Source organism: Nocardioides sp. SYSU D00065 (assembly GCF_017916425.1).
Taxonomy (GTDB): Bacteria; Actinomycetota; Actinomycetes; order Propionibacteriales; family Nocardioidaceae; genus Nocardioides.
The window spans coordinates 187,088-209,192 of sequence record NZ_JAFMSX010000005.1; the positions used below are offsets into that span (position 1 = coordinate 187,088).

The 22,105-nt window shown below is 72.2% G+C and carries 27 protein-coding genes; 7 read left to right on the top strand and 20 right to left on the bottom strand.

Translation table 11 applies throughout. From position 1 onward, the window contains the following. Positions 1 to 13 precede the first annotated feature (13 nt). The 6 genes from J3P41_RS17975 to J3P41_RS18000 form a co-directional block, all read right to left on the bottom strand. The gene (locus J3P41_RS17975; protein WP_210652056.1) at positions 14 to 940 is read right to left on the bottom strand and encodes an SMP-30/gluconolactonase/LRE family protein; all 927 of its coding nucleotides are present in this window, start codon (positions 938 to 940) and stop codon (positions 14 to 16) included. After that, positions 937 to 2,217, bottom strand: a complete 1,281-nt coding sequence (locus J3P41_RS17980) for an NUDIX domain-containing protein (protein WP_210652057.1) — start codon at positions 2,215 to 2,217, stop codon at positions 937 to 939. Before J3P41_RS17980 ends, J3P41_RS17975 begins: the two co-directional genes overlap by 4 nt. A 20-nt stretch (positions 2,218 to 2,237) precedes the next feature. Beyond that, on the bottom strand, positions 2,238 to 2,654 hold the full coding sequence (locus tag J3P41_RS17985; RefSeq protein WP_210652063.1) for a hypothetical protein: 417 nt from the start codon (positions 2,652 to 2,654) through the stop codon (positions 2,238 to 2,240). A 91-nt stretch (positions 2,655 to 2,745) separates the two neighbouring features. Next, entirely contained in the window at positions 2,746 to 3,150 is a 405-nt protein-coding gene (locus tag J3P41_RS17990) for a YjbQ family protein (RefSeq protein ID WP_210652065.1), read from the bottom strand. Positions 3,151 to 3,273: 123 nt separating this feature from the next. Further along, positions 3,274 to 3,897, bottom strand: coding sequence for a DUF6518 family protein (locus J3P41_RS17995; protein ID WP_307862066.1), 624 nt, complete (start codon positions 3,895 to 3,897; stop codon positions 3,274 to 3,276). 55 nt (positions 3,898 to 3,952) lie between these two features. Continuing rightward, a complete protein-coding gene (locus tag J3P41_RS18000; RefSeq protein ID WP_210652068.1) occupies positions 3,953 to 4,270 on the bottom strand; it encodes a thiamine-binding protein in 318 nt (105 codons plus the stop codon). A 218-nt stretch (positions 4,271 to 4,488) separates the two neighbouring features. Here J3P41_RS18000 and J3P41_RS18005 point away from each other — a divergent pair, with 218 nt between their 5' ends. Beyond that, complete coding sequence (locus tag J3P41_RS18005; RefSeq protein WP_210652069.1) at positions 4,489 to 5,325, top strand: alpha/beta fold hydrolase; 837 nt, start codon at positions 4,489 to 4,491, stop codon at positions 5,323 to 5,325. 18 nt (positions 5,326 to 5,343) lie between these two features. On the opposite strand, the gene J3P41_RS18010 is transcribed toward J3P41_RS18005, so the two are convergent. From J3P41_RS18010 to J3P41_RS18040, 7 genes are all read right to left on the bottom strand, one after another. Continuing rightward, complete coding sequence (locus J3P41_RS18010) at positions 5,344 to 6,015, bottom strand: DUF3105 domain-containing protein (RefSeq protein ID WP_210652073.1); 672 nt, start codon at positions 6,013 to 6,015, stop codon at positions 5,344 to 5,346. A 9-nt stretch (positions 6,016 to 6,024) separates the two neighbouring features. Next, positions 6,025 to 6,555: a SigE family RNA polymerase sigma factor gene (locus J3P41_RS18015; protein ID WP_210652074.1), complete on the bottom strand. Its 531-nt coding sequence runs from the start codon at positions 6,553 to 6,555 to the stop codon at positions 6,025 to 6,027. After that, on the bottom strand, positions 6,542 to 7,891 hold the full coding sequence (locus J3P41_RS18020) for a hypothetical protein (RefSeq protein WP_210652075.1): 1,350 nt from the start codon (positions 7,889 to 7,891) through the stop codon (positions 6,542 to 6,544). The genes J3P41_RS18015 and J3P41_RS18020 overlap by 14 nt, the downstream gene beginning before the upstream one ends. 84 nt (positions 7,892 to 7,975) lie before the next feature. Beyond that, the gene (locus tag J3P41_RS18025; protein WP_210652078.1) at positions 7,976 to 8,548 is read right to left on the bottom strand and encodes a hypothetical protein; all 573 of its coding nucleotides are present in this window, start codon (positions 8,546 to 8,548) and stop codon (positions 7,976 to 7,978) included. 1 nt (position 8,549) lies between these two features. Continuing rightward, complete coding sequence (locus J3P41_RS18030) at positions 8,550 to 11,453, bottom strand: aconitate hydratase (RefSeq protein WP_210652080.1); 2,904 nt, start codon at positions 11,451 to 11,453, stop codon at positions 8,550 to 8,552. A gap of 135 nt (positions 11,454 to 11,588) precedes the next feature. Further along, a complete protein-coding gene (locus tag J3P41_RS18035) occupies positions 11,589 to 11,948 on the bottom strand; it encodes a hypothetical protein (RefSeq protein ID WP_210652082.1) in 360 nt (119 codons plus the stop codon). 79 nt (positions 11,949 to 12,027) lie between these two features. After that, entirely contained in the window at positions 12,028 to 12,306 is a 279-nt protein-coding gene (locus tag J3P41_RS18040; RefSeq protein ID WP_210652083.1) for an HU family DNA-binding protein, read from the bottom strand. Between the two features lie 94 nt (positions 12,307 to 12,400). Here J3P41_RS18040 and J3P41_RS18045 point away from each other — a divergent pair, with 94 nt between their 5' ends. Then, complete coding sequence (locus tag J3P41_RS18045) at positions 12,401 to 12,655, top strand: type B 50S ribosomal protein L31 (RefSeq protein WP_210652085.1); 255 nt, start codon at positions 12,401 to 12,403, stop codon at positions 12,653 to 12,655. Then, complete coding sequence (locus J3P41_RS18050; protein ID WP_210652087.1) at positions 12,652 to 13,728, top strand: GTP-binding protein; 1,077 nt, start codon at positions 12,652 to 12,654, stop codon at positions 13,726 to 13,728. The genes J3P41_RS18045 and J3P41_RS18050 overlap by 4 nt, the downstream gene beginning before the upstream one ends. A gap of 57 nt (positions 13,729 to 13,785) precedes the next feature. Here the strand turns inward: J3P41_RS18050 and J3P41_RS18055 are convergent, their stop codons facing one another. Then, the gene (locus tag J3P41_RS18055) at positions 13,786 to 15,027 is read right to left on the bottom strand and encodes a class I SAM-dependent RNA methyltransferase (protein ID WP_210652088.1); all 1,242 of its coding nucleotides are present in this window, start codon (positions 15,025 to 15,027) and stop codon (positions 13,786 to 13,788) included. Then, a complete protein-coding gene (locus tag J3P41_RS18060) occupies positions 15,024 to 17,078 on the bottom strand; it encodes an APC family permease (protein WP_307862067.1) in 2,055 nt (684 codons plus the stop codon). Before J3P41_RS18060 ends, J3P41_RS18055 begins: the two co-directional genes overlap by 4 nt. A 37-nt stretch (positions 17,079 to 17,115) precedes the next feature. Between J3P41_RS18060 and J3P41_RS18065 the strand changes: the two genes are divergently transcribed. Both J3P41_RS18065 and J3P41_RS18070 read left to right on the top strand, forming a co-directional pair. Next, complete coding sequence (locus tag J3P41_RS18065; protein ID WP_210652091.1) at positions 17,116 to 17,778, top strand: TrkA family potassium uptake protein; 663 nt, start codon at positions 17,116 to 17,118, stop codon at positions 17,776 to 17,778. 62 nt (positions 17,779 to 17,840) lie between these two features. Further along, the gene (locus J3P41_RS18070; RefSeq protein WP_210652094.1) at positions 17,841 to 18,512 is read left to right on the top strand and encodes a TrkA family potassium uptake protein; all 672 of its coding nucleotides are present in this window, start codon (positions 17,841 to 17,843) and stop codon (positions 18,510 to 18,512) included. Positions 18,513 to 18,543: 31 nt separating this feature from the next. Here the strand turns inward: J3P41_RS18070 and J3P41_RS18075 are convergent, their stop codons facing one another. The 4 genes from J3P41_RS18075 to dut form a co-directional block, all read right to left on the bottom strand. Next, positions 18,544 to 19,245 carry a DUF3159 domain-containing protein gene (locus J3P41_RS18075; RefSeq protein ID WP_210652095.1) on the bottom strand — a complete coding sequence of 234 codons (702 nt, stop codon included), beginning with the start codon at positions 19,243 to 19,245 and terminating at the stop codon, positions 18,544 to 18,546. Beyond that, positions 19,242 to 19,604, bottom strand: coding sequence for an OB-fold nucleic acid binding domain-containing protein (locus J3P41_RS18080; RefSeq protein ID WP_210652097.1), 363 nt, complete (start codon positions 19,602 to 19,604; stop codon positions 19,242 to 19,244). Before J3P41_RS18080 ends, J3P41_RS18075 begins: the two co-directional genes overlap by 4 nt. A 2-nt stretch (positions 19,605 to 19,606) precedes the next feature. Then, positions 19,607 to 20,248, bottom strand: coding sequence for a DUF3710 domain-containing protein (locus J3P41_RS18085; RefSeq protein WP_210652099.1), 642 nt, complete (start codon positions 20,246 to 20,248; stop codon positions 19,607 to 19,609). 72 nt (positions 20,249 to 20,320) lie between these two features. Continuing rightward, on the bottom strand, positions 20,321 to 20,779 hold the full coding sequence (gene dut / locus J3P41_RS18090) for a dUTP diphosphatase (RefSeq protein WP_210652100.1): 459 nt from the start codon (positions 20,777 to 20,779) through the stop codon (positions 20,321 to 20,323). 27 nt (positions 20,780 to 20,806) lie between these two features. On the opposite strand from dut, the gene J3P41_RS18095 reads away from it, so the two are divergent. Then, entirely contained in the window at positions 20,807 to 21,271 is a 465-nt protein-coding gene (locus J3P41_RS18095) for a DUF3093 domain-containing protein (protein ID WP_210652101.1), read from the top strand. Positions 21,272 to 21,281: 10 nt separating this feature from the next. Further along, positions 21,282 to 21,575, top strand: a complete 294-nt coding sequence (locus tag J3P41_RS18100; protein WP_210652102.1) for a DUF4235 domain-containing protein — start codon at positions 21,282 to 21,284, stop codon at positions 21,573 to 21,575. Positions 21,576 to 21,657: 82 nt separating this feature from the next. Here J3P41_RS18100 and J3P41_RS18105 read toward each other — a convergent pair whose 3' ends face one another. Further along, positions 21,658 to 21,948, bottom strand: coding sequence for a DUF4193 domain-containing protein (locus tag J3P41_RS18105; protein ID WP_056600397.1), 291 nt, complete (start codon positions 21,946 to 21,948; stop codon positions 21,658 to 21,660). Between the last annotated feature and the right edge of the window lie 157 nt (positions 21,949 to 22,105).

A 22,105-nucleotide genomic window follows, 5' to 3' on the forward strand; every position in this document is an offset into this window, starting at 1 on the left:
GGCCGAGTCTATTTCATGCCAGGTCGTGGACGGCCACCGACGGCTCGTGGAGACTCCCCATCCAGACCCTGCCGCGGTGCTCGCGGACGCCGGTGACCATGTGGAACCCGGGCTCGTCGAGGGCGATGTCGTGGACGAGCCGCCCGTCGTCGGCGTAGGCCTGGACCCGGATCGTCCGCGCCGGCGCGGGTTGCAGCCCCTCGGGGATCTTGGTGATCGCCCGGCGCAGCACCATCGGGGCGGCGCCGAGCCGCTCGACCAGGCCGTCGATCGGGCTGGCGATGGTGACCCAGACGAGCCCGTCGCTGCCGCGGCTGATGTTGTCGGGGTAGCCCGGCAGGTCGGCGGCGAGGTGGTCGCGCTCGCCGGCTCGCGGCCCGGTCAGCCACAGGCGTACGACGGTGCGCCCGCGCGTCTCGGCCACGCTCACGTAGGACTCGTCGGTGGCGAGGGCGACCCCGTTGGCGAAGGCGAGTCCGGTGAGGACGACGGTGACGGCGCCGTCCGGGTCGCGGCGCAGCAGGCGGCCGGTGCGGGTGTCCTGGACGAAGTCGTCCTTCCACCGCTCGATGCCGAAGCGGAGCGAGGAATCGCTGAACCAGATGGTGCCGTCGGCCGCGACGGCCGCGTTGTTGCAGAACGCCATGGGCCGGCCCTCGACCCGGTCCAGAAGCACCTCGACCGCTCCGGAGCCGGGGTCCACCCGCAGCAGGCCGCGGTGGGCGTCGCACACGAGCAAGGCGCCGTCGGGGAGCAGCTCGATGCCCAGCGGCCGGCCGCCGGTGTCCGCGACGCGTCGGGTGCTGCCGCTCGGGGGGTCCAGCGCCCACAGCGCGCCGTCCTCGGTGCCGGTGTACACGGTGCCGTCCGGGCCGACGAGCACGTCCTCCGCGCCCATGGCCGGGACGGGATGCACGGTGAAGGTGGGGCGCTGACTCATGGCGCCATGCTGGCGTAGAGGTCACTGTCGAGGAAGGCCGGGACGATGTCCGTGGCGGCCGCGGTGAGGTCGAGGCCTCGCGCCACCGCGGGATCCACGAAGACGATCTGGCGGCCCTCGCGGCAGTCGATGTCGGCGTCCGTGAGGTCGGTGGCCGCGACGAAGACCTGCATGGCGTCCCAGGTGCCGTAGGCCTGGCGGTGGTCGACGACGAACTCCCTGAACAGGTCGAGCCCACCGGCCGGCAGCCGCACGCCGGTCTCCTCCTCGAGCTCGCGGTACGCGGCCGCCTCGAAGTCCTCGCCGGGGTCGACGTGGCCGCCGGCCAGCCCCCACTTCTCCGGGTCGATCCTCGGGTGCTCGTCGCGCTCCTGCAGCAGGATCCAGCCCCGGGCATCGACGAGGAGCACGCCCGCGAAGCGTCTGGGCTCCGAGACCGGGACGTAGGGGTGGTCCGCGACCCATGCCGACAGCGCGGGCGCGACCAGCGCGGTCGATGGGACGAGGTCGAGCCCGGCCAGCGAGTCGGGGTCGACGAAGACCATCTGCCGACCCTCGTGGCACTCCACGTCGCGGCTGCTGAGCGTCGTGCGTGCGACGAAGGCGTGGAACTGGAAGGTGCCGCGGTCGTCGGTGACGAGCTCGAAGCGGCCGAGGTCGGCGAGGTCGTCCACTGCGAGGGCGACGCCGGTCTCCTCGGCCAGCTCGCGCACGGCCCCGGCCGCCGGCGCCTCGCCCTCCTCGAGCCCGCCGCCGGGGAAGCACCACATGTCCGGCCACACGGGGGCGTGCTCGTCGCGTTCCTGCATCAGCACCCGTCCTCGTGGGTCGACCAGCGTGACCTGTACGAAGTCTGTGCGCACGGCTCGCGCCTGCCACGCGCGCACCCGGTCGAGGGTCAGCGCCGTGGCCTGGTGCAGGTCGCGGCCGCCGAGGTCCGACGGGTCGACGAACCGCATCTGACGCCCCTCGCCGCAGACCACGTCCTGATCGGTGATCGCCAGCCGGACCGCGAAGAGCTCGAACTCGTCGTCCTCGCCGCAGGACCGGCTCCGGAAGCGTCGTACGCCGAGCGACTCCAGGCGCTCCGGCTCGACCGCGAGCCCGGTCTCCCCCTGCAGCTCACGCACGGCGGCAGCGAGGAAGTCCTCCCCGGGCTCGAGGTCGCCGCCGGGGTAGCCCCAGCGCTCCGGATCGTGGAGCGCACGCTCGTCGCGCTCCTGCAGGAGCAGCCGGCCGTGGGCGTCGACGACCGCGACGGCGGCGAAACGGTGCATCGCCCGACCTTAGCCAGCGCTCACATCCGGACCCGGTAGCGACGCCCCCGCAGCGCGTCCTCGACGAGCCCGACCTCGCGACGCACGGCGAGCAGGCGTGCGTCCTCCAGCCGGAAGGTCTGGACGGCTGCCTCGACGACCGCCTCGTTGGCGACGTCCTTGAGGTCGCCGCGGATCTCGCTCAGGCCCCGACGGGTGGCCAGCTGCTGGGCCTCGACGTGCAGCACCGCGAACCGGGCCAGCACCACGACGTGCCGGCGCAGTCCCGAGAACCGGCGGTAGTCCGGCGGACACAGGTCGAGCAGCCAGTTGGCGGCCGTCACCTCCCAGTCCGGCGCGTCCGGCGGCCGCACCTGGCGCGGCCACCCGGGAGGAGCGACGCCGCGATGCCCGGGAGGCGGCGTGGGCCGCTGCCGGGGCGGAGGAGGACCGAACACGTCCCCAGGTTATCGAACACCCGTTCGATAGTGACGCCGCAGCCCAGTGCCCCAGCCCAGTGCCGCAGCCCCGCGCCGCAGCCCGGCGCCCTCAGCCCGCCAGGAACGACCAGCGCACCTCGCGCCGGGCGTTGTCGACGTTGAGGTCCACCAGGCAGATGCTCTGCCAGGTGCCGAGCGCCAGGCGGCCGCCCAGGACCGGGACGGTGCAGTGGGGAGGCACGATCGCCGGCATCACGTGCGAGCGGCCGTGGCCGGGAGACCCGTGGCGGTGCCGCCACCGGTCGTCGGCCGGCAGCAGGTCCCCCAGTGCGGCCAGCAGGTCGTCGTCGGAGCCGGAGCCGGTCTCGATGATCGCCAGGCCGGCGGTGGCGTGCGGCACGAAGACCTGCAGCAAGCCGTCGCCGCGCCCGGCCACGATCGCGGCGGCGTCGTCGGTCAGGTCGAGCACGACCTCCTCGCCGCCGGTGCGGTAGGTGCGGGTCTCACTGTGCATGGCGCAGGCCTCCTCGATCCGCTCCGCCGCCGTCACCCGGACCGCCGCCTGGGCGCCACGGGCACGGCAGGCGGACTCCTGGAGCGGAGTCTACGGGCGCGGCGGCTCGCGAACGTGTCGGAGTCACGCCAGCACCAGTCCCAGGACCACGTGTCCTGCTACCCCCGCGATGAACGCCGGGACCAGCCAGCGCGCGAGCGCGGGGTACTGGCGTCGATGCCGACCGAGGCCGAGCGCCAGGGCGAGGCCGATGGCGCCGAAGAACCACGCGGTGGCGGTGTAGCCGAGCTCGAAGTGGTAGAGGACCACGGCCTCGCTCGCGTACGCCGCGACCAGGAGGGCGGCTCCCACGCCGGCGGGAGCCGCGCGCCGCCATGCGTGGCCTGCGGCTCCGAAGATCGGGCCACCCACCACCGCGCACACCGTCCACACCACGACGTAGGTCATCGAGACGCCGAAGCCGCGCAGGTCCGCGGTGACGTAGTAGGCGACGACCTGCATCATCGTCGCAGCCACCCCCACCACCACCGCGATGGAGAGTCGCGACTGGAGCGCTCCTGCGACGAAGGCGGTGGTGAGCCACGGGCTCGCGGCGTTGACCAGTGCCAGCCAGGGGTAGTCGAGGTACTTCTGCAGGAGTGAGGTGAGAACGCCCACGGCGATACCGAGTGCGACGGCGAGGAACATCCTGCTGAGTCGCGGTTGCTGCTGCGTAGCGGGCTCTTCGAGACTGGAGGTCGGGTGCACGAGCGAAGGCTAGTGTCCGTGCGCACTCCCGCGGTCCGCGACCGCGTTCACGGACCTAGTCAGACTGCCCGTCGTCGGTGAGCGCGGCCTCGAGTCGGCTGACCTTCGCGTCGATCTCGCCCTCGAACCCCGGCCGGATGTCGGCCTTCAGCACCAACGACACCCTGGACCCGTACGGCGCGACCGCCTCCGTCGCGCGCTTCACGACGTCGAAGACCGAGTCCCAGTCCCCCTCGACCGTCGTGAACATCGCGTCGGTCCGGTTCGGCAACCCCGACTCGCGCACGACCCGCACCGCCGCCGCGACAGCGTCGGCCACGGAGGCGTCCTCCCGCCCTGTCCCGCTGGGTGCGACCGAGAACGCTACGAGCATCGGAAACTCCTTCGGTGGAAGTGACGTCATGTTCCTGAGCGACCATCAGCCCTCGCTGCGCATCGGCGGCAGCCAGGAGGAGACGAGCACGTGGCCACGCTAGGGCACGGGTGTGACCACCCGCCGGGGTGGTACGACCCATCCGCGCGCGTGCCTACGTTCGAAGTACCCGCGAACGGCCCGTCGGCGAGGGCCCCCAACGAAGGAACGGACACCACGTGCCTGACATCACCGCCAGCTCCGGACTGCTGAGCAGGACCAAGGTCCACGTCGAGGACTCCGGCGGGCCCGGCCGGCCGGTCGTGCTGATCCACGGCTGGCCGCTCTCGGCCGAGTCCTGGAACGAGCAGGTCCGCCCGCTGCACGCCGCGGGCTACCGCGTGGTCGCCTACGACCGCCGCGGGTTCGGCCGCAGCGACAAGCCGGCCAAGGGCTACGACTACGACACCCTCGCCGACGACCTCGACGGCGTCCTCTCCGAGCTCGACCTCACCGACGTCACGCTCGTCGGCTTCTCGATGGGCGGCGGCGAGGTGGCTCGCTACGTCGCCCGGCACGGCGAGGACCGCATCCGCTCCGTCGTGTTCGCCGCCGCCGTCCCGCCGTACCTCCTGAAGACCGACGACAACCCGGAGGGGCCCCTCACGAAGGAGGCGGCCGCCGAGATGACGGCCGCGCTGGAAGCGGACCGCATCGCGTTCTTCGACGACTTCATGCGCGACTTCTTCTCGGCGAACGGTGTCCTCAAGGTCAGCGAGGAGCAGCGGCAGGAGGCGTTGGCGCTGTGCCACCAGAGCGACCAGAAGGCGGCCCTGGCCTGCATGGCCGCCTTCGGCACCACCGACTTCCGCGAGGACCTCGGCAAGGTCACCGTGCCCACGCTGGTCATCCACGGCGACAGCGACGCGACCGTTCCCGTGGAGGGCTCCGGTCGGCGCACGCACGAGGCGATCGCCTCCTCCGACCTGGTGATCGTCGAGGACGCCCCGCACGGCTTCAACGTGAGCCATGCGGCTGAGTTCAACCGGACGCTCCTGCACTTCCTCGAGCGCTGAGCCCGGTGGCGGAGCGGCTCAGGCGTCGACGCCCTCCCCCGGCACGCGGCCCTGCGGGTCGGGCGTCCCGCCGTGGCACGTGACGCCCAGCTCGGGGGCGGTGTGGCCGTCGCCGTACTCCTCCAGGAACAACCCCAGACGGGCGTCGTGCGCGCCGTCGAGCTGCAGCTGGGCACCCCAGACGGTGACCACCACCGGCGAGGGCAGCCCCTCGCGGGGCGACAGGATGCCGTTGTCGGGCAGCTGGGCTGCCAGCTCCTCCACGTCGTCTGCCGACAGGTCCGGGTCGTGGGTGATCCACACTGTGCCGTGCTCGAGGTCGTGCACGGCGTTCTCCTCGCGCACGGGCTCGTCGTAGACCCCGCACGCCAGCCAGACCGGCGCATGGGCACCGCCCGCGGGCGGGTCCTGCGGGTAGGTGACGTCGCCGTCGGTGTGCAGCCGGTCGGTGATCTCCCAAGTCTCGACCAGGCTCAGGTCGAGCGCCCTCTGCACCTGCTCCTCGCCGCGCAGCGCCCGGTCGACGAGCGGCGCCGCGAGAGCGGCACCGAGGACGAGCATCGCTGCGCCTGTCGCGAGCAGGAGCGGGAGCCGGCTCGGGCGCGGCGGCTCCTCTGGGTATGCCGGGGCGGGTCTCGTCGCCGGGTCGGCAGGCGCTCGATCGGGCGCGGGGATCACCGTGTCGTCCACCGCGTCAGGCTACTGGCGAGCGGCACGCCCGCTTGCCGCAGCCGGTGCCTGTAACGACGAACCGGTATCGCCGAGCAGCAGGCGCAGCCGGGCCAGCCCGGCGTGCGTCTGGGACTTCACCGTGCCGACGGAGCAACCCATGGCGGCAGCGACCTCCCGCTCCGGTCGACCCTCGACGTGGCGGAGCACCACGGCCGCCCGCTGTCGGGGAGGCAGGCGTGCGAGAGCTTGGAGGAGTACCACCCGGTCAGCGACCGACGGATCCTCGACGCTCCTCTCCAACGAGTGGTCCACCGGGTCGGTGGCGAGCTCGCGCCAGCGGCGCCGCCTCCATCGAGTGACGTTCTCCCGCACCAGCACCGTACGGACGTAGGGCTCCGGGTCACCGCTGATGCGGTGCCAGACGGGGACGCAGCGCGCGAGTGCGGTCTGCAGGAGATCCTCGGCGTCGGCGCGGTGCCCAGTGAGGAGGTACGACGTCCGCAGCAGAGCCCCGTAGCGGGCTGCGACGAAGTCCTCGAAGTCGTCACGGGCGGGCACGGCGCCTCCAGATCACAACGCCGGCCACCGTCCCGGTCACAATCGCGGTCGCGAGGGCGACGACGCTCCGCGGGTCAAGCGGATCGGGCGGCTCGACCGCGTCGACGACTGGTGCGTTCCCCAGGAGATCCTCCGCCCAGCTCCAGCCGAGCAGAGAGTCCGCGCCGCGCAGAACGACACTGGACTCGCCCGTGGTGGTGTCCACGGCCAGCAGCTGCCAGGGCTGCGTCTCTGGGAGATCCCGGGATCCGCTCCGGCGGTGGGTCACGAGCAGGTCCCCGCCTCGCCATCCGAGCACCTGCCAGGCCTCGGCAACGCCCGGCACCACCCGTTGCCCGGCCGCCGGAGCGTCGAGGTCCGAGACCGTCACCACGTTGGGAACGGCGTCCGGCCGACCACGTCCGCCCAGCTGTGCCAGCACGCCGTCTGGTCGGAGGAATGCGCTGGACCCGGTTGACCCGACCGCCCCGCTCCCACTGCGGACTGGCAGCCGTTCTACGTCGCCGGTGGCCAAGTTGTGCAACCGACGACCGACCAGCAGCCGTCCTTCCGCCGACTCGCTGAAGCCGTCGAGCGGCACCCGGCTCAGCTCGATCGGGCCTTGCGAACCACCCACGTCCCAGCGCAAGGCTGGGCCACCCGCCGCCGACCCATGGAGCAACGGGTCGCCGTCGTCGCCGGCGCGCCACTGGCCGTAGGCCAGGAGCAGCGTGTCCTGGTCGGCCCACAGCAACGCATCCGGCGAGAGGCCGTGCTCGGTCGAGAAGTGTTGACTGTCGACGCCGCCCGTCACGAGGTCGATCACGGTCACCCCGGTCACTGGCGTCGACCGGCCCTGACTCGTACGCGGCGACCCGTTCGGGGTGCCGCCACGCCAGTACGCGAGCCGCCGCCCGTCGGACGACAGCGCGACGGCGCCCTGGCCGGCGAGGTCCGGCGCACCCAGGTGTAGGTAGCGCCCAGAGCCTGTGATGACAGCGATCGCCGGGACAGACCCCGTCCACGTGCGGCGCTCGGCGAGGCGTGCCGCCACCACCGGCTCCCGGGGCATCCCGACGGGAAGCCACGGTGAGACGTCGTAGACCCGGTCCGGCAGCGTCGGCCGGCTGCCGGGACTGACCACGGGGGCGACAGGTGCCGCGCGCTGCCACCACAGCACGGACAGTGAGGCCAGAAGGACCGCGCCGAGCGCGGCCGCGGCCACCGACCCGCGCCGACGGCGGCGCCGCCAACGCTCACCGCGCGTCCAGAGGTCGCCGGCTGGCGGCGCGACCGTCGCCTCGACAACCGCACCGGCGTCTCGGTCGAGCACCGCGAAGCCCTCGCGCAGATCCACTGGTCCCCCTCGCCCTCGGCATCCTCACAGACACCTACGCCTCGACAGAGCGGAAAGGTTGGAGCACGCCGCGACCGTGGCGGCTCAGGCCAGCGCGGCTCGCACGGCCTCGGCGCGCGCGTCGTACTCGTCCTGCGGGATGTCGGGCAGCATGTCGGCCCACACGGGCAGGTTCGAGCCCCGGAGCTGGAGGACGCCGCGGGGTCGGGCCATGACGTTGACCGACAGGTGCCCGCTGCCGTTCTCCCACTTGGTGATGTGCACGTTGCCGACGCCGTCGAGCGCCTGCACCGCGAGGTAGGTGCGTGCGAGCAGGCGGCCGAGCTCGGCGTGGGCGTCGTCGTCGACGTCGTCGAGCAGCTCGTGCTCGCGCGCCACGACGTTGGCGACGAACGGCAGGCTGGTGGCCCCGGGCCGGATGACTGCGAGCCGGTCGCCGGTGTGCAGCACCTGCGCTGCGCTGGACAGCGCTCGGCACGTCCGGCAGTCGGCGGGATCCCGGCGACGGTCCGGCTCCGGGTCGGCGTACTCGGTCAGCGGCCTGGCCCGCAGCCCGTCGCGCTCGAAGGGGAACACCTCCCACTCCGGCATGCGGCCGAGCCGCAGGCGGCCGTCGTCACCGACGGCCGCCTGCGCCCGGTCGAGGAACTCCTGCACCTCAGCCCTTGAGCAGGCTGCGCAGGACGTACTGCATGATCCCGCCGTTGCGGTAGTAGTTCGCCTCGCCGGGGGTGTCGATGCGCACCACGGCCTCGAACTCGCTGGTCTCGCCGTGCGCCTGGTCGGTGCCGGGGGCCGGCTCGACCTTGACGGTGACCGTCTTGGGCGTCGTGCCGTCGTTGAGCTCGGTGATCCCGCTGATGCTGATGATCTCGGCACCGGTCAGGCCGAGGTCGTCGGCGGTCTTGCCCTGCGGGAACTGCAGCGGGATGACGCCCATGCCGATCAGGTTCGAGCGGTGGATCCGCTCGTAGGACTCGGCGATGACGGCCTTCACACCCAGCAGCGCGGTGCCCTTGGCGGCCCAGTCACGCGAGGAGCCGGAGCCGTACTCCTTGCCGGCGAGCACGACCAGCGGCGTGCCGGCCTCCTGGTAGTTCTGGCTGGCCTCGAAGACGCTGGTGACCTCGCCGTCGCGGGTGAAGTCCTTGGTCACGCCGCCCTCGGTGCCCGGCGCGAGCTGGTTGCGCAGGCGGATGTTGGCGAACGTGCCGCGGATCATGACCTCGTGGTTGCCGCGGCGCGAGCCGTAGGAGTTGAAGTCACGCTGCTCGACGCCGTGCTCGGCGAGGTACTTGCCGGCGGGGCTGTCCTTCTTGATGGCACCGGCCGGGCTGATGTGGTCGGTCGTCACCGAGTCGCCCAGCTTGAGCAGCACCCGCGCGCCGACGATGTCAATGACCGGCTCGGGCTCGTCCGGCATCCCGTCGAAGTACGGGGGCTTGCGCACGTAGGTCGACTCGGGGTCCCACTCGAAGGTGTTGCCCTCGGGGGTGGGCAGCGAGCGCCACTGCTCGTCGCCGGCGAAGACGTCCTCGTAGCTGGAGTCGAACATGTCGGAGTTGATCGCCTGCGCGATCACGTCCTCGATCTCCTTGGCCGTCGGCCAGATGTCGCGCATGAACACGTCGTTGCCGTCGGCGTCCTGGCCCAGCGGGTCGTTGAACAGGTCGACGTCCATCGACCCCGCGAGGGCGTATGCGACGACCAGCGGCGGGGACGCCAGGTAGTTCATCTTGATGTCCGGGTTGATCCGGCCCTCGAAGTTGCGGTTGCCCGACAGCACCGAGACGACGGCGAGGTCGTTCTCGTTGACGGCCTGGCTGACCTCGGGGATGAGCGGGCCGGAGTTGCCGATGCAGGTGGTGCAGCCGTAGCCGACGAGGTTGAAACCGAGCTTGTCGAGGTACGGCGTGAGGCCGGCGCGCTCGTAGTAGTCCGAGACGACCTTCGAGCCCGGGGCCAGCGTGGTCTTGACCCACGGCTTGCGCTGCAGGCCCTTCTCGACCGCCTTCTTGGCCACCAGCGCGGCGCCGATCATCACCGACGGGTTGGACGTGTTGGTGCACGACGTGATCGCCGCGATCGCGACGGCGCCGTGGTCGATCTCGAACTCGGTCCCGTCGCCCAGCCGGACCGACGCCTTGTTGCTCGGCCGGCCCTCGGAGGCGGCGACCGCGTGGTCGTGCCAGTCGTCGGGCGCACCGGCGCCGTTGCTCCCCGACGCGCCGCCACTGCCGTTCGAGGCAGGCGAGTCGCTGGAGGGGAACGACTCGGCCGAGGCCTCGTCGACCGTCGACTGCACGCCGAACGGCTTGTCGTTCTGCGGGACCCCGGGCTTGCGGGACTCGCCGCCGGTCTCGTCGGCGCTCACGTAGTCGGCCAGCGCGGTGCGGAACGCGTCCTTGGCCTCCGACAGTGCGACGCGGTCCTGCGGACGCTTCGGGCCGGCGAGGGACGGCACCACGGTGGCGAGGTCGAGCTCGAGACGCTCGGAGTAGCGGGGCTCGGCGTCCGGGTCGTGCCAGAGGCCCTGCTCCTTGGCGTACGCCTCGACGAGCTTGAGCTGCTGCTCGTCGCGACCGGTCAGGCGCAGGTAGTCGATCGTCTGGTCGTCGATGGGGAAGACCGCGATGGTCGAGCCGAACTCCGGGCTCATGTTGCCGATCGTGGCGCGGTTGGCCAGGGGCAGCACCGAGACGCCGGGACCGTAGAACTCGACGAACTTGCCGACGACGCCGTGCTCGCGCAGCATCTCCGTGATCGTGAGGACCAGGTCGGTGGCGGTGGCACCCTCGGGCAGGTCGCCGTTGAGCTTGAAGCCGACGACGCGCGGGATGAGCATGCTGACCGGCTGGCCGAGCATCGCGGCCTCGGCCTCGATGCCGCCGACGCCCCAGCCGACCACGCCGATGCCGTTGACCATCGTGGTGTGGGAGTCGGTGCCGACGCACGTGTCGGGGTAGGCGACGCCGTCGCGCACCATGACCACGCGGGCGAGGTGCTCGATGTTGACCTGGTGGACGATGCCGGTGCCCGGCGGGACGACCTTGAAGTCGTCGAAGGCGCCCTGGCCCCAGCGCAGGAACTGGTAGCGCTCGCGGTTGCGCTCGTACTCGATCTCGACGTTGCGCTCGAACGCCTCCGGCGTGCCGAAGACGTCGGCGATGACGGAGTGGTCGATGACCATCTCGGCGGGCGCGAGCGGGTTGATCCTCGTCGGGTCGCCGCCGAGGTCCGCCATCGCCTCGCGCATGGTGGCGAGGTCGACGACGCACGGGACGCCGGTGAAGTCCTGCATGATCACGCGCGCCGGCGTGAACTGGATCTCCTGGTCGGGCTGCGCGCTGGCGTCCCACCCGGCGATCGCCTTGACGTGGTCGGCGGTGATGTCGGCGCCGTCCTCGGTGCGGAGCAGGTTCTCCAGCAGCACCTTGAGCGAGAAGGGCAGGCTGTCGACGTCGAGCCCCTCGCCCACCACCTTGTCGAGGCGATAGATCTCGTAGGACTGTCCGTCCACGTCCAGGGTGCCCTTGGCACCGAAGCTGTCCTGACTGGCCATCAGCCACATCTCCTCGGGAGTTCGCGGGTTCACGCCCATCTTGCCGTCGTACCCGGAGGGACCGGAAGGCAGGCGACCCTAAGTCGGGCTCGCATTATCTTGACGTCAAGATACCACACGGACGACAGGCGAGCGTCAGTCGCCGATGCCCGCGACCCGGTCCAGGTGCTGCAACAGCTCGTGCGCGGCCAGCTCGACCCGCTTGTGGCGCCACTCCGCCGCCCGGTAGACGCAGGCGATGAGCCCGCTGCGGTGCACCCGCCGCAGGTCGCCGTAGACGAACGCGTACCTCGCCTTCGTCCCGTCGTTGGCGCCTTCGGTCAGCCCGAGGTGCCAGGCGGCGTAGTCCTGCCACGAGTGGCGCTCGAGGTAGGCGTTCTCCGCCGCGGCGCCCGGCTGCGCCTGCCCCCAGTCGCTGTCCAGCACGTACTGGCGGGCGTCGATCAGCCGTCGGGCGTGGGTGACGGCGTCGTCGTTGACGGCGTAGGTTGCCACCGGACCAGCCAACCCGGCGACCCGGGTGCTGGCAAGCCCCGGGTGGACCGCCGCCGGAGCGGCGGCCACCCGAGCCGGCTCACCGTCCGGCGACCGCCTGCTTGAAGGCGGCCGCCGGCTTGAACGCCGGCGCCTGGCTGGCCTCGATCTCCAGCACCTCGCCGGTCTGCGGGTTGCGTCCCGTGCGCGCGGCGCGACTGCGCCGCTCGAAGGTGCCGAAGCCCGGCAGCGTGACCCGCTCCCCCGCGGCCACGGCTGCCGCGACACCGTCGAGCGCCGCGGTCAGTGCCGCGTCCGCCTGCCCCGCGGTCAAGCCTGTCTCCCGCGCCATGGTCTCGACGAGGTCCTTGCGATTCATGCACGTGCTCCTTGCTGTCAGTGGACCCGGGGCTGGTCGCCCGGAACCCGGACTATGCCATACTGAGAATGATTCTTGTTAAGAGGAGGAAGCTGTGAAGCGAGACATCCATCCCCCCTACGGACCGGTGGCGTTCCGGGACCGGGCCACGGGGCGGGTCTTCGCGACCCGCTCCACGCTGGCCGGCAGCGACATCGACAGGACGGTCGACATCGATGGCGAGACCTACCCCGTCGTCGACGTCGACGTCACCAGCGACAGCCACCCCTTCTGGACCGGTACCGCCCGCACCCTGGACAGCGAAGGTCGGGTGGAGAAGTTCCAGCGCCGCTACGGGAGGACGTCATGAGGGTCCCGCTCGTCGTGGTCACCGGCGTCGACCCGGCAGCCATCGACGCTGCGATGCTGAGCCTGTCGTGGGACCTGCCCCGAGCCGTCGCCGTACGGCACGTGATCGACCCCGAGTCACAGGTCCTCACCCGGACGGTCAGCGACGCCCAGGGCATCGTGGAGCGTGAGGACATCCCGCTCGAGCACGCGTGTGTCTCCTGCGCCCTGCGCGAGGACATCCTCCCCACACTGGAGCGAGTCGCTCGCGACCGGCGGTGGAGCACGATCGTGGCCGCCCTGCCGGCCGGCACCGAGGCCGCCCAGCTCGGCAGCGTCCTGGCCACCAACAGCAGGCTGGCGCGGCACATCCGGCTCAGCACCGTCGTCAGCGCCCTCGGCGGGGAGCACCTGGTCCACGACCTGCTCGCCGACGACCTGCTCCGCGAGCGCGGTTGGCACAGCAACCCCTGGGACGACCGCGGGGTCGGCGAGGTCGCCTGCGCCCAGGTGGAGTACGCCGACCTGGTGGTCGTCGACCGCGACCCGACTCGCCAGGCACGCGACCTGCTCCGCGCCCTCGCCCGGCCCGAGGTCGCGGTCGTCCCAGGTTTCGACCGACTCGAGGGCGCAGCGCTGGCAGCACACCGGCACCAGCACAGGCCGGCCGACGCCTGGCGCTCCCCCGCCGTGACGGCAGAGCTCCCGACGCTCGGAGAGAGCCGGGCCTGGCGGCTCCACCTCACCTCCGACCGCCCGTTCCACCCCGAACGGCTGCTCGACCAGATCGAGCGGCTCGGCACCGGCGCGCACCGCTCCCGCGGCTGCTTCTGGGTGCCGACGCGACCCGGCGTCGCGCTGGAGTGGTCCGGGGCCGGCGGCCAGCTGAGCATCGGCAGCCACAGCAGCTGGGGCCGCCGCACGCCCCTGACCCGGCTCATCTTCACCGGCGTCGGCACAGCCCCGACCGAGCTCGCCGCCGCCTTCGACGACCTGCTCCTCTCCCCCGATGAGCTCAACCGCGACCCGCGCCGCTGGGACGTGCTCGAGGACGGCCTCGAGCCCTGGCTCGGCGACATCCGCGGCGCAGCCTGAACCACGCGACCCACGCGGGGCGGACGCGCCGTGCAGGAGCTGTCCGCTAGTACGGGTTCAGCTCGGGTCGCCGCGCCGCAGGTCGGGCCCGGTGGTCTCCAGCAGCGCGACGCATTCGACGTGGTGCGTCATCGGGAACAGGTCGAAGGCGCGGACCGCGGTCAGGGAGTAGCCGTGCTCGGCGAAGATCGCGACATCGCGCCCGAGCGCCGCCGGGTCGCAGGCGACGTACGCCACCGCGCGGGGCCGGCGGTCGACGACCTGCTCCACCACGGCGCGCTTGGCACCCTCCCGGGGCGGGTCGAGGACGACCAGGTCGAAGGGCTCGTCGAGGTCCGAGGCGAGCACCCGCTCGGTCGGACCGCACGTGACCGCGGCTCCCTCGAGGGCCGAGAGGTTGGCGCGGGCGTGCTGACAGGCGGTGCGGTCGGCCTCGATTGCGACGACCCGCGCGCCCGTGGCCTCGCCGATGAACCGCGCGAAGAGACCCACGCCGGCGTAGAGGTCGAGCGCCCGCTCGCCCGGCGCCGGAGCGAGCAGCTCCATGACGGACTCGACCAGCACGCGGGGCGCCTCGGGGTGGACCTGCCAGAACCCGTCGACCGCGACGCTGAACGGATGCGTCGCGCTGCCCACGGTGACGTCGTGCGAGGACGTGACGGCCTCCGGCTGGCCCGGCGACCACCCGCCGTGCTGTCCCGCCTCGGCGCCCGGCACGGGCCTGGCCTCCTCGACGGCGATGGGGCAGTCCTCGATCGGGACCAGCCGGTGGGAGCGGTGCGCCCGCATCGCCGGACGCCCGTCGGGCGTGACCGCGTAGCGCTGGCGCGTGCGCCAGCGCAGCCCGTCGTCGGGGCGCCCGGGGACCGGGACGGCCTCGACGTGCAGCGCGGCCACCAGCTCCGAGTCCGGGTCGAGGCGGCCGAGCCGTACGAGCTGCTCGCGCACCACCGCCGTCTTGAGGTCGCGCTGGGCGTCGAGCGCCACGTGCTGGAAGTCGCAGCCTCCGCACAGGCCCGGACGCGCGACGGGGCACGGCGGCTCCACCCGGTCCGGCGAGGGGACGAGCACCGACACGGCGTCGCCGCGCCAGAAGCGGTCGCCGTCGGTCCCGTCGGTGACCTCCACCTCGACCCGCTCGCCGGGCAGCGCGTGGCGCACGAACACCACCCGGGACTCAGGCTCGGGCAGCCGGGCCACGCAGTGGCCGCCGTGGGCGACCGGGCCCACCTCGACCTCGAAGCGCTCCCCCACGCGGGAGCGGCCGCGCGCCCTCCGGGGCCGATTGGTGCGGCTCATGCGTCGTCGCCGGCCCCGCTGGAGCTGCTGCGCGAGCCGACCCGGCCGCGACGCAGGTCGCCGGCGTGCACCCGCACCTCGTCGCGCAGGTCGCGCTCCCGGGCGACCTGGGACGAGCGCAGCTGGTAGGGCACCGAGATGACCATGACGCCGGGCGTGAACAGCAGGCGGCCCTTGAGCCGCAGGGCGGTCTGGTTGTGGAGCAGCTGCTCCCACCACCGGCCCACGACGTACTCCGGGATGTAGACCGCGACGACCCCGCGCGGGCTCGCCCGGCGGATCTCCTGGGTGTACTCGACGATCGGGCGCACCACCTCGCGGTAGGGCGAGTGCAGCACCTTGAGCGGGATGTCGAGGTGGCGCTCGTCCCACTCCTCCAGCAGCCGGCTGGTGGCCTGGGGGTCGATGCTGACGTAGATCGCCTCCAGGACGTTGGGGCGGGTGGCGCGCGCGAAGGCCAGCGCGCGCAGCGTCGGCTTGTGGAGCTTTGCGGCGAGCACGATCGCGTGCACGCGCGTCGGCATCACCTTGTCCTGCTCGTCCGCGGCCAGCTCGAGCTCGACGCGGGCGTAGTGCCGCCCGATCGCCTTCATCAGGAGGAAGAAGAAGCCCATCGCCAGGATCGTGATCCAGGCGCCGGCGAGGAACTTGGTGAGGAGGACGATCACCAGCACCACGGCGGTCATGCCGAGACCGAAGGTGTTGATGGCCCGCGAGCGCAGCATCCGGCGACGTGCGGCCGGGTCCTGCTCGGTGCGCAGGTGCCGGGTCCAGTGCCGGATCATCCCGAGCTGGCTGAGGTTGAAGGAGACGAAGACACCGACGATGTAGAGCTGGATGAGCTTGGTGGTCTCGGCGTCGAAGATCCAGATGAGCAGCATCGACATCGCGGCCAGGAACACGATCCCGTTGCTGTAGGCCAACCGGTCCCCCCGCGAGCCCAGCGACCGGGGCGCCAGCCCGTCCTGGGCGAGGATCGAGCCGAGCACCGGGAAGCCGTTGAAGGCGGTGTTGGCCGCCAGCACGAGGATGACGCCGGTCACCGTGACGACGAAGTAGAAGCCGGGCGGGAAGTGGTCGAAGACGCCTGCCGCGATCTGGGAGATCACCGGGTGCTGCTCGTAGTCGGCGGGCAGCGCCGCGCCGGACGCCGTCCGCAGCCGGTCGAGCTCGTGCGGGTCGACGTAGCGGATCGCCATCTGCTTGGCCAGCACGATGACGCTCATCATCATCGAGATCGCGATCATCCCGAGCAGGAGCAGCGTGGTGGCCGCGTTGCGGCTCTTGGGCCTGCGGAAGGCGGGGACGCCGTTGCTGATCGCCTCGACCCCGGTCAGGGCGGCACAGCCGGAGGAGAACGCGCGGGCGAGCAGGAACATCAGCCCCACCTGGGTCAGCGGCTCCTCCCAGCCCTCCTGCGGCTCGATGACGAGACCCGCGCTCTCGGCCGCCGGCAGGTCGCCGGCCAGCAGCCGGAGCAGGCCGTAGGCGCACATGCCGAGGATGGCGATCATGAACAGGTAGGTCGGCACCGCGAAGAACGAGCCCGACTCGCGCACCCCGCGCAGGTTCATCGCGGTCAGCAGGGCCACCGCCACCACCCCGACGGTCGCCTCGTGCCCGATGAGCGGCGGCACAGCGCCGGCGGCGTACTGCGCGGCTGAGGAGATCGACACCGCGACGGTCAGGACGTAGTCGACGAGCAGCGCGCTCGCAACGGTGACCCCGGCGTTGCGGCCGAGGTTGACCGTGGCCACCTCGTAGTCCCCGCCGCCGGAGGGATAGGCGTGCACGGTCTGGCGGTAGCTGGCGACGACCGTGAACATCACGAGGGCGACCGCCAGGCCGACCTTCCACGACCACACGTACGTCGACGCTCCCGCGACGGCCAGCATGATGAAGACCTCGTCAGGCGCGTACGCCACGGAGGAGAGCGCGTCGCTGGCGAAGACCGGGAGGGCGATCCGCTTCGGGAGGAGGGTCTCCCCCAGCTGGCTGCTCCGCAGCTTGCGCCCCAGCAGGATGCGCTTCGAGACGTCGCCGACACTCACGAGCCGCAGCCTAGACGCAGCACGGTACGGTGCTGGGGTGCACGTCGTGATCATGGGCTGCGGCCGCGTCGGATCGACGCTCGCGCGCAGCCTCGAGGACCGCAACCACACGGTGTCCGTCATCGACAGCGAGCCCGACTCGTTCCGTCGGCTCGGCCCGGAGTTCAACGGTGACAAAATCACCGGCTACGGCTTCGACCAGCAGGTCCTCGAGAAGGCGGGCATCCGCCGCGCCGACGCGTTCGCCGCGGTCTCCAGTGGCGACAACTCCAACATCATCGCGGCCCGGGTCGCGCGGGAGACCTTCGGCCTCCAGCAGGTCGTCGCCCGCATCTACGACCCCGGTCGCGCCGAGGTCTACCAGCGCCTCGGCATCACCACGGTCGCCACCGTCAAGTGGACGGCCGACCAGGTGCTGCGGCGCATCCTGCCCGCCGGCGCCGAGCCCGACTTCCGCGACCCCTCGGGCACCATCCGCGTCGACCACGTCCAAGTCCCGGAGTCGTGGATCGGGAACCGGACGGTCGAGCTGCAGATGCAGTCGCGCAGCCGGATCGCGTGGATCGACCGGTTGGGCGAGGGCATGCTGCCGACCCGCGAGTCCGTGCTGCAGGAGGGCGACATGCTGCACCTGGTGATCCGCGAGGAGCACGCCGCGCACGCCTACGCCGTGCTCGAGGCCGGCCCCGACAACGACTGACCCGAGCCAGACCCGCCCCTCCCCGAACCGCACTCGAACTGCCAGCCAGGAGCACCGAACACATGCGCGTCGCCATCGCCGGAGCCGGAGCCGTGGGTCGCTCGATCGCCCGCGAGCTGATCGAGAACGGTCACCAGGTCCTGCTCGTCGACAAGAACCCCGGTGCGATCCGTCCCGAGCGCGTCCCCGACGCCGAGTGGCTGCTCGCCGACTCCTGCGAGCTGTCCTCCCTCGCCGAGGCGCAGCTGGGCAAGTGCGACGTGGTCATCGCCGCCACCGGCGACGACAAGGTCAACCTGGTCACCTCCCTGCTGGCCAAGACCGAGTTCGGCGTGCCGCGCACGGTGGCCCGGGTCAACCACCCCAACAACGAGTGGCTCTTCACCGAGGCCTGGGGCGTCGACGTCAACGTCTCCACGCCGCGGATCATGTCGGCCCTGGTGGAGGAGGCGGTCTCGGTGGGCGACCTGGTCCGCCTGTTCACCTTCCGGCAGGGCAACGCCAACCTCGTCGAGCTGACCCTGTCCGCCGACTCGCCCTACGTCGGCACCCCCAGTGGCCTGGTGCCCTTCCCCGACAACTGCGCGCTCGTCACGATCCTGCGCGACGGCCAGGTCTACACCCCCGACGCCGAGCAGCCGCTGGAGTCCGGTGACGAGCTGCTGTTCGTGGTGCCGGCCGAGATCGAGGCCGAGCTGGAGCGTCTGCTCTCCCCCGGCAGCCACCCGGGCTGACACCCGCCGGCCGGGCTCCGCGAGCTGCGCCTCAGGCGGGCGCGGCGTCGGGCGAGACCGGCGTACGGTTGCGCGAGAGCAGCCACACCATCGTGCCCAGCGCAGCCAGCTGCAGCGGCCAGCCGAGGACGATCTTCAGCACCCCGAGCGCCGCCACGGCGGCGTCGGGATCCATCGACCCGGAGTGCCCCGCCAGCCAGATCGGGGCCTGGACCGCGACGCGCACCAGGCACGGCAGCACCAGCAGCCACGTGAGCCGGCTGCACAGCCGTACGACCTGGCGGTCGGCGTGCCAGGCCGTCGGGTCGCCGGTGATGCTGCCGACCATGAAGCCCACGAGCGGCCAGCCGATGAGGCAGGTGAACGCCAGCACGACGGCGTACCCGCCGTTGTAGAGGATGCCCGGCAGGAAGTAGGCCAGGGCCTGGTCCTGCTCGGATCCGCCGGAGGCGGCCGAGCGCTGCACGAAGAACCAGCCGATGCCGATGCCGATCAGCGCGTTGACGACGAACTGCACCGTCGAGCGCTGCACCAGACGGATCGCGAGCAGCACCAGCGCGGCACCGATGCTGACCCCCAGGGCCAGCTCGAGCTCGCGCATCGTCAGCCAGGTGAGGGTGAACAGGATCGTGGGGACGGCCGCCTCCGCCATGCCGCGGCGCCCGCCCAGGGCCTTCGAGAGCTGCTGGCGCACCACCGCCTCGACGGTGTCGGTGTCTGCGGTCGTCGTCATGGGCGCAGCTCGTAGCGCGGGTTGAACATGATGGGCACGCCGCTCTGCTTGCCGATGCACCCGGCGACCGTCACGGACCGACCGGGATCGACGCCGCTGATCCGGCGACGACCGAGCCACACGATGGTGATGACCCCGGAGCCGTCGTCGAGCTCGGCCTCCAGCGCCGGCACGCCCCCGCGGGGACGGAGCGTGACGGTGCGCAGCACGCCGTTGACGACGACGTGCTCGCGCTCGGGAGCGTCGGCGATCGCCACCGCCTCACCGGTCGCGTGGCTCTGGCGCAGGTCGCGCTGGTGCGCCTCCGAGCTGTCGGCCCACCTCGACAGGGCCTGCCGCAGTCGGCTCTTCTCGCCCACCGCTACCGCACCCGTCGTGCGTCGTCCGGGAGCTTGACCGGCAGCGGCTCGCCGACCGGCATGGCGGTGTCGCCGCGACGTACGACGACCTGGGCGAGCGCGTCCTCCCACTCGCCCGTGGCGTCCGGCTCGAGGGCGGGGCGACCGAGGAACGAGGCGCGCAGCATCCAGCGGTCGCCGTTGATGCCGAGGATCCGCGACGGCTGCGTGGCGGTGGTGCCGTCGGGACGCCGCACCGGCACCTGGCACACCAGCTCGGTGCCCCAGCGGCCCTCCCGCTCGGTGACCTGACCACCGCGGCGGACCATGTCCTGGGCGATCTGGGGCCGCACCTCGGACCAGAGGTCGCCGTTGCGAGGCGCGGCGAAGGCCTGGAACTCGCAGGCGCCGTCGGAGCCGGCGAGCATCACCGCGCGGACCTGGCCGCTCGCCTCGTCGACCTGCAGGCGCAGCTCCCGGTCGGCGATCGGGGGCACGAGCAGCGAGCCGAGGTCGGCGCGGTCGGTGCCGTCGCCCTCGACCTGCCGCACGTCGAAGGGGCCGGTGCTCGGCGCCACGGGCTCGGTCGACCCGGGGCGGTCCCCAGCCGCCGCGGACGCCTCCGCGGACGTCTCGGTGGTCTCTGCCCTGCGGCGGAACTTCACGTCAGCACTCCTTCGTCACACACCGTCTGGTCAGCACTCCGTCTCGTCACCCTGCGTGCGAGGCGTCCCGGCTCACGGACGCGAACCGGTACCCGTAGAACCGTAACCCCCGGCGCCGCGCGCCGAGGCTGGCAGCACCCCCACCTCCACGAACCGGGCGCGCTCGAACCGCTGGACGACCAGCTGGGCGATCCGGTCCCCGCGCGACAGCGTGACCGGCTCGACCGGGTCGTGGTTGACGAGCAGCACCTTGACCTCGCCGCGGTAGCCCGCATCGACGGTGCCCGGGGCGTTGACGATCGAGAGCCCGTGCCGCGCCGCGAGCCCCGAGCGGGGGTGCACCAGGGCGACGTAGCCGTCCGGCAGCGCGATGGCGATGCCCGTCGGGACCAGGGCCCGCTCGCCGGGGGCCAGCGTCAGGTCGACGGTCGTGTGCAGGTCGGCGCCCGCGTCGCCGGGGTGGGCGTACGACGGCAGCGGCAGGTCCGGGTCGAGGCGGACGACGGCGATGTCGAGGTCGTGGTCGGGCACGAGGAGGCAATCTATAGGCTCTGCGCCGTGGACTACGCCGAACGCCTCACCGTCCCGCTGCGCTGGTGGGCGCAGGGCACGATGTTCGTGGCGTCCCTGTGGCTGGCGGTCCTCGCCGCCACGCCGGAGGCCGAGGCGATCGCCTGGACGGTGACCGCGGTTGCGATCGCCGTCTTGGTCGCCCTGCTGGTCGGCTACGGCAGCCCCCGCGTGGTCGTCAGCGACGGCACGCTCCGCGCGGGGCGCGCGCACGTCCCGCTGCGCCACGTCGGCGAGGTCACGGCGCTCGACGCCGACGCCGTACGCCGGCTGGCCGGGGTCGAGGCCGACGCGCGCGCCTACCTCCTGCTCCGTCCCTACCTCAAGCGCGGCGTACGCGTGGAGATCACCGACCCCGCCGACCCCACGCCCTACTGGCTGGTGAGCTGCCGGCGCCCCCACGACCTGGTCTCAGCCCTAGAGGCGACCCGCGCGCGGAAGTCCGCTGGGTAAGGTTGCCGCCATGGCAGCGGAGAGCTCGAAGGTCTGGTCCGTCTTCTCCCTGGTGAGCGCCCTCGGCGCCGCCAGCGTCGCCCGCAAGGCGATCGACAAGGGCTGGCGGATGGCCACCGGCAAGAACCCCCCGGAGAACCCCGCCGACCCCGACGTCTCGGTCGGTGAGGCTGTGGCCTGGGCCGCCGTGACGGGCGCCCTCGTCGCGCTGGCACGGATGTTCGCCCAGCGGCGCGCCGCGGGCTACTACACCAGGTCCACCGGGCACCGCCCGCCCGGCCTGCGCGCCGGCGACAAGGCCTAGACCTCCAGTCCGAACGCGCGAGGCCCCGACGCTCCTGCTCAGGAGCGTCGGGGCCTCGTCGCCGTCCGGGAACGGCCGCGGCTCAGATGCAGTCGCGGCAGATGAGCTTCTTCTCGTCCGCCAGCTGCGAGCGGTGGTGGACCAGGAAGCAGCTCATGCAGGTGAACTCGTCGTCCTGGCGCGGCATGACCTCGACCGCGAGCTCCTCGTGCGACAGGTCGGCACCGGGGAGCTCGAACGACTCGGCCGCCTCGGTCTCGTCCTCGTCGACCTTGCCGGAGTTCTTGTCGTGGCGCCGGGCCTTGAGCTCCTCGATGCTCTCCTCGCTCTGGTCCTCCTCGGACTTGCGTGGTGCGTCGTAGTCGGTGGCCATCGATTCCCTCTCCCCATGCAGTGGCTCGTACCCGCCGGATCGCGGCTCGGGCCGAACCAGTTGTGCGCGTCGTCGGCGCCAAAGTGTGCACCATGAACCGGCTCCTTGGTGAGCCGGTCCGCGACGTGTCGCCTGAACAGTGCCCGACTGCCCGCTA

What these genes read in the sequence shown, in the direction of transcription:
- J3P41_RS18040 (WP_210652083.1), bottom strand. Translation starts at nt 12,306, where the DNA reads ATGAATCGCAAGGACCTCGTCGAGACCATGGCGCGGGAGACAGGCTTG.
- J3P41_RS17990 (WP_210652065.1), bottom strand. Translation starts at nt 3,150, where the DNA reads ATGCACAGTGAGACCCGCACCTACCGCACCGGCGGCGAGGAGGTCGTG.
- J3P41_RS18075 (WP_210652095.1), bottom strand. Translation starts at nt 19,245, where the DNA reads ATGACGACGACCGCAGACACCGACACCGTCGAGGCGGTGGTGCGCCAG.
- J3P41_RS18070 (WP_210652094.1), top strand. Translation starts at nt 17,841, where the DNA reads ATGCGCGTCGCCATCGCCGGAGCCGGAGCCGTGGGTCGCTCGATCGCC.
- J3P41_RS18000 (WP_210652068.1), bottom strand. Translation starts at nt 4,270, where the DNA reads ATGCTCGTAGCGTTCTCGGTCGCACCCAGCGGGACAGGGCGGGAGGAC.
- J3P41_RS17975 (WP_210652056.1), bottom strand. Translation starts at nt 940, where the DNA reads ATGAGTCAGCGCCCCACCTTCACCGTGCATCCCGTCCCGGCCATGGGC.
- J3P41_RS18105 (WP_056600397.1), bottom strand. Translation starts at nt 21,948, where the DNA reads ATGGCCACCGACTACGACGCACCACGCAAGTCCGAGGAGGACCAGAGC.
- J3P41_RS17980 (WP_210652057.1), bottom strand. Translation starts at nt 2,217, where the DNA reads ATGCACCGTTTCGCCGCCGTCGCGGTCGTCGACGCCCACGGCCGGCTG.
- J3P41_RS18030 (WP_210652080.1), bottom strand. Translation starts at nt 11,453, where the DNA reads ATGGCCAGTCAGGACAGCTTCGGTGCCAAGGGCACCCTGGACGTGGAC.
- J3P41_RS18050 (WP_210652087.1), top strand. Translation starts at nt 12,652, where the DNA reads ATGAGGGTCCCGCTCGTCGTGGTCACCGGCGTCGACCCGGCAGCCATC.
- J3P41_RS18100 (WP_210652102.1), top strand. Translation starts at nt 21,282, where the DNA reads ATGGCAGCGGAGAGCTCGAAGGTCTGGTCCGTCTTCTCCCTGGTGAGC.
- J3P41_RS18055 (WP_210652088.1), bottom strand. Translation starts at nt 15,027, where the DNA reads ATGAGCCGCACCAATCGGCCCCGGAGGGCGCGCGGCCGCTCCCGCGTG.